The organism is Streptococcus oralis, assembly GCF_001579175.1.
Lineage (GTDB): Bacteria > Bacillota > Bacilli > Lactobacillales > Streptococcaceae > Streptococcus > Streptococcus oralis_O.
Window position 1 is genome coordinate 134,491 of sequence record NZ_KQ970761.1, and the last position, 6,390, is coordinate 140,880.

Here is a 6,390-nt window from a genome sequence, read left to right on the forward strand (position 1 = left end):
GGTTTGATCGCATGGTTTTTAACTTAGGTGAAAATCTAATTGTTGACATTGAAAAACTGATAGGATTCAAAAAAAAGAATCCTCATGAAGTTAAAAAATTTACTCACAATTCAAATCAGATAGAAGATTTAATTATCCAATCAAGGGAATTCGGAAAACTTGAAATTGGAAAAATTTATAAAAAAGAAAGCGGAGATACTGTTAATTATTGCTTACTCCAGCTGAATCATGGAGGTCTAAATTTTGAAACTCTCTCTATTTCAGCAATACGAAAGAAACTAATAAACGTTATAACAGGAATCAAACAGCAAACTGGTATTTGGATTATCCCAACTATTATTAGGGTTCATGAAATGGAAATCGCATTTACATTTGCTACTGATGCGATTATTCATTTTCAAACAAGAAATTTATTATTGAGGAGCTTATCTAATACATCTCAAGTAAATAAAAAAGTTTATACAAAATGTTCAACTACTGAAGATCATCATATTCTTTCAAGTAAAAAAAATGAAAACTTGTTGCATGTTCTTTACGATAAAACAGCAAAAGCAGAACATAATAAACAGATTGAATTAAACGCATCTCGTAAATATCGCATCTATAGATACGAAATGACACTGAATGAAAAAAATTAAAAGTGAATTCCAGACTACTGACTTAGATAAACTACACAATGATCAGATCTATTCATTTGTATATAGTGTAATTGAGAAAGGATTGTCCAACTTTAAGATATTTGTTCAAACTTCAGTTAGAGATACCCAAAATAAGTTAAAAGAATTGTATGAAGAAAAAGGTAAAGATGAATATATAAAAACTTTTTTTGACACTCAATTAAATCATGCTATGAATTATTTATATCCAATAACATTTGATGAATCTATTTTCTTATTTATTGATGTATCTAAATTTATAAAGCCAAAAAACTGTGCAAGAACTAAACGAAATCTGATTAAAAGAAGTAGAAAGAATGATTTAAAGAAAGAGAGTTATTTTCTTTCTATTATGATTACATGGCAAGTACTATATCTCTTTAGCTTAATGCTAAATACTCTATATCTTGTTACTTTCCTTGGTTTTGGTTGTCACAAGGATAATCAAAATAATGAACTCAACCTTTTTAAAATCCCTAGTTTTACAAATGAAGAAAAAAATCCATTTTTTAATGAAATTATTCAAAGCAAGGATAAAGACATAGGTTCATTCCTGGATTATTTTTTTAATAGAATTCAAAAAAATACTTTAACCATTTTAATAGAAATTCTGATTAAAAAATTGCAAAAGTATTAATACAGCAACGTTTTCCTGTTTTTTAAGTCTTCAACCCTTGAAGACTTAAAAAACAAAATCCAAACTAATAAAATTTAAATCTAAAAGAAAGAAAGAAACGGTACTATTTATGAATTTATTTATTCCAGACGAAATGATTCGGCAATTTCAATTACTAATATCAGATACTGTTAAGAAAGAACTGGAAAAATTTTTAGATATTAATGAAAATACCAATCAATTTTTAAATAAAAAGCAGACTTGTGATTATTTGAATATATCCAACAATACTTTAGACAGCTGGATTAAGCAAGGCTTACCTTGCATTAAGGTGGGGAAAACTGTTCGCTTTAGCAAAACAGAAATCAATCGCTGGTTACAAAAGCAGTAGAAATTCTATGGTGGTTTGTTATAATGTAACCATGGTATTTTCTAGCTAAATTCAAAAGGAGAATACTATGTCTATTACAAAAACTAAAAACGGAACCTATCGCTTACGTGTTTATATTCCTGAGGAAGTTAAGTCTTCTCTAGGAATTGATAAGAAAGTGATTGAAAAACGGTTCAAAACAAGGAGTGAAGCAAAAAAATACGAACTAGAACTTCAAAATAAGATTGATAAAATTCTTAGTGGAGGATCTGCTTCATTGGAGAATAGCGGTTCTATCCTCTTTTCAGATTTCTATCAAAACGTTTGGTGGGATTCATACAAAGCTGGTCAAACAACTTCAACAACTAAACCACCAACACAGGTTACTATTGATAATACTAAAACTGTTTTCAGAAAGCATATCTTATCAATGTTCGGTAATTATTCAATCAATTTTCTGAATCAGAATAAGCAAGTCGTACTAAACTTAATGACTGCTAAAGCTGAAGAATATGCTAATTTCAAGGTTATTCGAAGCTATGTAAACTCAATTTTCGATTGGGATGAGGAATTAGAATACATAGAATCAAATCGATTATCCAAGACAATTAAGCGAATTAAAGCCACCAAAAAGCTAAAACTCCAAGAATCCAAAAATGAGGAAGATCTGTATCTATCTAGTGAAGAATTACAAGATTGGTTTGATGCTTTTAGAGAAGATTTGGAGAACGATAAATTATCACTAAAAGATTATGTCCTATTCTTTACAACCTTTATTCTAAGCGATAGAAAATCTGAATCCTATGCCCTACATTGGAAAAACATAGACTTGGAAAACGCTCAAATTGACTTAAGGCATGCACTTGACAAATATAAGAATGTAAAGTCAACAAAAGGAAATAAGAAAACGATTTTTTCAATTCCTAGTTACCTTGTATCACTTCTTTCAGAATGGAAAAAACAGCAGAAATATGAGTTAGCGAAATTTGGTATAATGCAAACATCCGATCAACTAGTCTTTACCTATATAGATACGAAAGGTAATGTAAATAGCCCTCTACACGTTGATTATCTCAATAACAAAATGAACTCTGTTAAAAGACGACACCCAAAGTTAAAACACGCTACACCTCATAAATTACGACATACAGGAGCCACGCTCGCTAAACAAGCTGGAACCTCTATGGAAGCTATTTCTGAAGCACTCACTCACAGTGATACGATTACAACTAAGACTTATGTCAACACTTCAAATGTAATCCCAATGGCTGTTGGAGAAATTGCCTTTCGTAATCTTAAAAAATAATGGTGTGAATTTGGTGTGAAAAGTGGTGTGAATTTTGCTAAAAATTATCAAAAAAACACCCCATGGTGTGAACCATGAAGTGTTTCGAAACGTTGATATAATCGCATTGATTAACGTTTTGAGAATTGTGATGCTTTACGAGCTTTCTTAAGACCTGGTTTCTTACGCTCAACTTTACGTGAGTCACGTGTAAGAAGTCCTGCGCGTTTCAATGAATCGCGGAAGTCTGGGTCTACTTGAAGAAGGGCACGAGCGATACCATGACGGATAGCTCCTGCTTGACCAGCGTATCCACCACCTACAACGTTAACAAAAACGTCGTATGAACCTACAGTTGAAGTAACTGCGAATGGTTGGTTGATTACAAGACGGAGGTCAGCGTGTGGGATGTACTCTTCAACATCTTTTTTGTTAACAGTGATTTTACCAGTTCCTGGAACAAGGCGAACGCGTGCAACAGCGTTTTTACGACGTCCAGTACCTGCATATTGTGCTTGTGACATACTTTATTGTTCCTTTCCTTAGATAAGTCCTGAAATATCAAGAACTTCTGGTTGTTGTGCAGCGTGAGTGTGCTCAGCTCCAACGAATACTTTCAATTTCATACCTTGAGCGCGGCCAAGAGTATTGTGTGGAAGCATACCTTTAACTGATTTTTCGATCAAACGTACTGCATTTTTAGAACGAAGTTCACCAGCAGAGATTTGTTTCAATCCACCTGGGTGGTTTGAGTGAGTGTAGTAGATCTTATCAGTTGCTTTTTTACCAGTCAATTTAACTTTTTCAGCATTGATAACGATTACGAAGTCACCTGTATCAGTGTGTGGTGTGAATGTTGGTTTGTTTTTTCCGCGAAGTACGCTAGCAACAACTGCTGAAAGGCGTCCAAGAGGTACATCAGTTGCGTCAACAACGTACCATTTGCGTTCTACTTGGCCTGGTTTAGCCATGAATGTAGTTTTGTTCATGATTTCTCCTATATGAATATCGTTTTTGTTTACTGGGCGGATGTTCCGGTCCGCGGGGTATTTGAAAGGTTCCGGGGCCTTACAAATGGGGTAAACAATACCGTCTACTATCATACCAAATTTTACTACTAAAAGTCAATAGATATGAAAAATAATTTTCCCGATTTGACCTTTAAAATATCACAAAAACCTCGAGAAAACGAGGTTTCTATTGCTATTTGTAAGCTAAGGCACGTTTAAAGGTTTTCCATAGACCTAAGTCATCTGTCTGAAGGACTAGACTAGCATACATGCGTCCGATAAAGGCTGTTGCAGTTACTGCAAAAACAACCGTTATGGCAAGTGAAATCCAAGCTTCTAGACCACTTGCATACCCATTTATAGCTCGAAATGGCATAAAGAAGGTCGAGATGAAAGGAATATAGGAACCAATTTTCAGAACTAAATTGTCCCCTGCAGCACCTAGAGCGGTCACTCCAACGAATCCTGCGATAATCAAGATCATCAGTGGCGACAAGGCCTTTCCTGAATCCTCAGGGCGAGAAACCATAGAACCTAGGAAGGCTGCCAAAACAACATACATAAAGAGACTAACCAAGACAAACAATAAGGTATTGAGCGAGAAGGCATCTCCCAGATGATTTAAAATACCAGATTGAGCCAAGATTGGTAGGTCTTTAAAGAGAAGAATGGCAGCCAGACCACCCACGACGTAAATGCCAATATGGGTCAAAATCACAAGAAGCAGAGCCAGCATGCGAGCATAGAAATAATGACTAGCTCGGATACTAGAGAAGACCACTTCCATGATTTTGGTTCCTTTCTCGCTAGCCACTTCCTGAGCAGTGACGCTAGCATAGGTAATCAAAATCATATAAAGGAAGAAACCGAGCCCTGCGGCCGCAATGGTTTGAATAATTTTTTTATTTTCCTTGGATTCATCAATCTTCTCAGTAAAGTCAACAGTTTGAGCCAGCCGTTTTTCCTGCTCTTGGGACAAATTAGCTGCTGAGCGATTGAGTTGGTATTGCAGTTCGTTGAGCTTATTGGTTACTGCTAGCTTGATGCCTGTTTCAAGAGAAGTTTCACCATGATAGACGGCCTTGAGGACACTGTCCTCTTGGTCAATGGTTAGGTAACCCTTGATTTTCTCATCTTTGATAGCAGCTTGGGCACTGGCTTCATCCTTATAATCAAAGTTGATACCATTGGTACCCTTGAGCCCTTCTTCCACAGATGGTACAGTTGTTACTACTGCTATCTTACTATTCTTGGCCATAGAAGACCCTTGGAGAAAGCCGATTCCTACAGATAAGGCTAAAAAGAGGAACGGCGAAATCACCATAAAGAAGAAACTCCAGGACTTGACATGTCGCAGATAAGTTTCTTTAATAACTACCCACATATTTCTCATACTTCCACCCCTGATTCTAGTTTAAAGATTTCATCGATTGTTGGAGCTTGTTGGTCAAAGGTCGCGATGTATTGACCTTGAGTGAGGATTGGGAAGAGTTCCCTTCCAGCGCTCTCATCATCTAGGATCAATTTCCAACTGCCTTGCTTGGTTAAGCTCACCTGTTTGACATGAGGAAGTTTTTCCAGTTCTTCCTTGCTTCGTTCACTTGAAACAAAAAGACGTGTTTTCCCGTATTGATTGCGAACATCCTGAACTGGTCCATGCAAGACTACACGCCCATCTCGAATCATGAGAATATCATCGCAAAGCTCCTCGACATTGGTCATGACATGGTCTGAAAAGATAATGGTCGCACCACGCTCTTTTTCTTTTAAGATGACCTGCTTGAGCAGTTCAGTATTGACTGGATCCAGTCCACTAAAAGGCTCATCCAGAATAATCAAGTCTGGCTCATGGATTAGGGTGATAATCAGCTGAATTTTCTGTTGATTCCCTTTGGAGAGACTCTTGATTTTGTCGGTCAATTTGCCCTTCACTTCGAGTTTTTCCATCCATTGAGGGAGTTTCTCCTTGACCTCCTTGGCATCCATGCCCTTTAGAGTCGCCAAGTAGCGAACTTGTTCAAGGACTGTCAGCTTGGGCATAAGACTGCGTTCTTCAGGCAAATAACCTATCCGAGCGTAAGTCTCCTGACGAATATCCTGTCCATCCAGACTGATTTCTCCTTGGTACTCCAAAAATTTCAACATACTGTGGAAAATCGTTGTTTTCCCAGCACCATTTTTTCCGACCAGCCCTAGAATCCTTCCTGGACTTGCCTGAAAATCGACACCAAACAAGACTTGCTTGGAACCGAAACTTTTCTCTAGATTTCTTACTTCTAGCATCTTCCACCTCCGAAATATGTTGCACTTATTATACTCCTTTTTGACAGCCTTTACAACGATTTATGTCCATTTCTAACATGATAATTTATAGTAAATAATTTCGTCTCTAAGGATTTTAAGTGCTTCAGTGATAGTTTTAGTATAACCCATTAAAGACTATCCGGGAGAAT

The 6,390-nt window shown here is 36.4% G+C and carries 7 protein-coding genes and 1 pseudogene; 4 read left to right on the forward strand and 4 right to left on the reverse strand.

Translation table 11 applies throughout. The features are described from left to right. The 4 genes and pseudogenes from SORDD24_RS11835 to SORDD24_RS09035 all read left to right on the forward strand — a co-directional run. A pseudogene (locus SORDD24_RS11835) lies at positions 1-638 on the forward strand (hypothetical protein); the annotation flags it as partial. Further along, the gene (locus tag SORDD24_RS11840; RefSeq protein ID WP_231082743.1) at positions 625-1,293 is read left to right on the forward strand and encodes a hypothetical protein; all 669 of its coding nucleotides are present in this window, start codon (positions 625-627) and stop codon (positions 1,291-1,293) included. The pseudogene SORDD24_RS11835 and the gene SORDD24_RS11840, both read left to right, overlap by 14 nt. A 109-nt stretch (positions 1,294-1,402) precedes the next feature. Beyond that, on the forward strand, positions 1,403-1,663 hold the full coding sequence (locus SORDD24_RS09030) for a helix-turn-helix domain-containing protein (protein WP_061409726.1): 261 nt from the start codon (positions 1,403-1,405) through the stop codon (positions 1,661-1,663). 67 nt (positions 1,664-1,730) lie between these two features. Beyond that, a complete protein-coding gene (locus SORDD24_RS09035; protein WP_061409728.1) occupies positions 1,731-2,948 on the forward strand; it encodes a site-specific integrase in 1,218 nt (405 codons plus the stop codon). 110 nt (positions 2,949-3,058) lie between these two features. On the opposite strand, the gene rpsI is transcribed toward SORDD24_RS09035, so the two are convergent. From rpsI to SORDD24_RS09055, 4 genes are all read right to left on the reverse strand, one after another. Beyond that, positions 3,059-3,451 (reverse strand): 30S ribosomal protein S9, encoded by a 393-nt coding sequence (gene rpsI / locus SORDD24_RS09040; protein WP_000075969.1) that lies wholly within the window; start codon positions 3,449-3,451, stop codon positions 3,059-3,061. Between the two features lie 18 nt (positions 3,452-3,469). Further along, the gene (gene rplM / locus SORDD24_RS09045; protein WP_001044624.1) at positions 3,470-3,916 is read right to left on the reverse strand and encodes a 50S ribosomal protein L13; all 447 of its coding nucleotides are present in this window, start codon (positions 3,914-3,916) and stop codon (positions 3,470-3,472) included. 214 nt (positions 3,917-4,130) lie between these two features. Then, on the reverse strand, positions 4,131-5,330 hold the full coding sequence (locus SORDD24_RS09050; protein WP_061409730.1) for an ABC transporter permease: 1,200 nt from the start codon (positions 5,328-5,330) through the stop codon (positions 4,131-4,133). Next, positions 5,327-6,220: an ABC transporter ATP-binding protein gene (locus tag SORDD24_RS09055; RefSeq protein WP_061409732.1), complete on the reverse strand. Its 894-nt coding sequence runs from the start codon at positions 6,218-6,220 to the stop codon at positions 5,327-5,329. Before SORDD24_RS09055 ends, SORDD24_RS09050 begins: the two co-directional genes overlap by 4 nt. Between the last annotated feature and the right edge of the window lie 170 nt (positions 6,221-6,390).

What these genes read in the sequence shown, in the direction of transcription:
- SORDD24_RS11840 (WP_231082743.1), top strand. Translation starts at nt 625, where the DNA reads ATGAAAAAAATTAAAAGTGAATTCCAGACTACTGACTTAGATAAACTA.
- SORDD24_RS09030 (WP_061409726.1), top strand. Translation starts at nt 1,403, where the DNA reads ATGAATTTATTTATTCCAGACGAAATGATTCGGCAATTTCAATTACTA.
- SORDD24_RS09035 (WP_061409728.1), top strand. Translation starts at nt 1,731, where the DNA reads ATGTCTATTACAAAAACTAAAAACGGAACCTATCGCTTACGTGTTTAT.
- rpsI (WP_000075969.1), bottom strand. Translation starts at nt 3,451, where the DNA reads ATGTCACAAGCACAATATGCAGGTACTGGACGTCGTAAAAACGCTGTT.
- rplM (WP_001044624.1), bottom strand. Translation starts at nt 3,916, where the DNA reads ATGAACAAAACTACATTCATGGCTAAACCAGGCCAAGTAGAACGCAAA.
- SORDD24_RS09050 (WP_061409730.1), bottom strand. Translation starts at nt 5,330, where the DNA reads ATGAGAAATATGTGGGTAGTTATTAAAGAAACTTATCTGCGACATGTC.
- SORDD24_RS09055 (WP_061409732.1), bottom strand. Translation starts at nt 6,220, where the DNA reads ATGCTAGAAGTAAGAAATCTAGAGAAAAGTTTCGGTTCCAAGCAAGTC.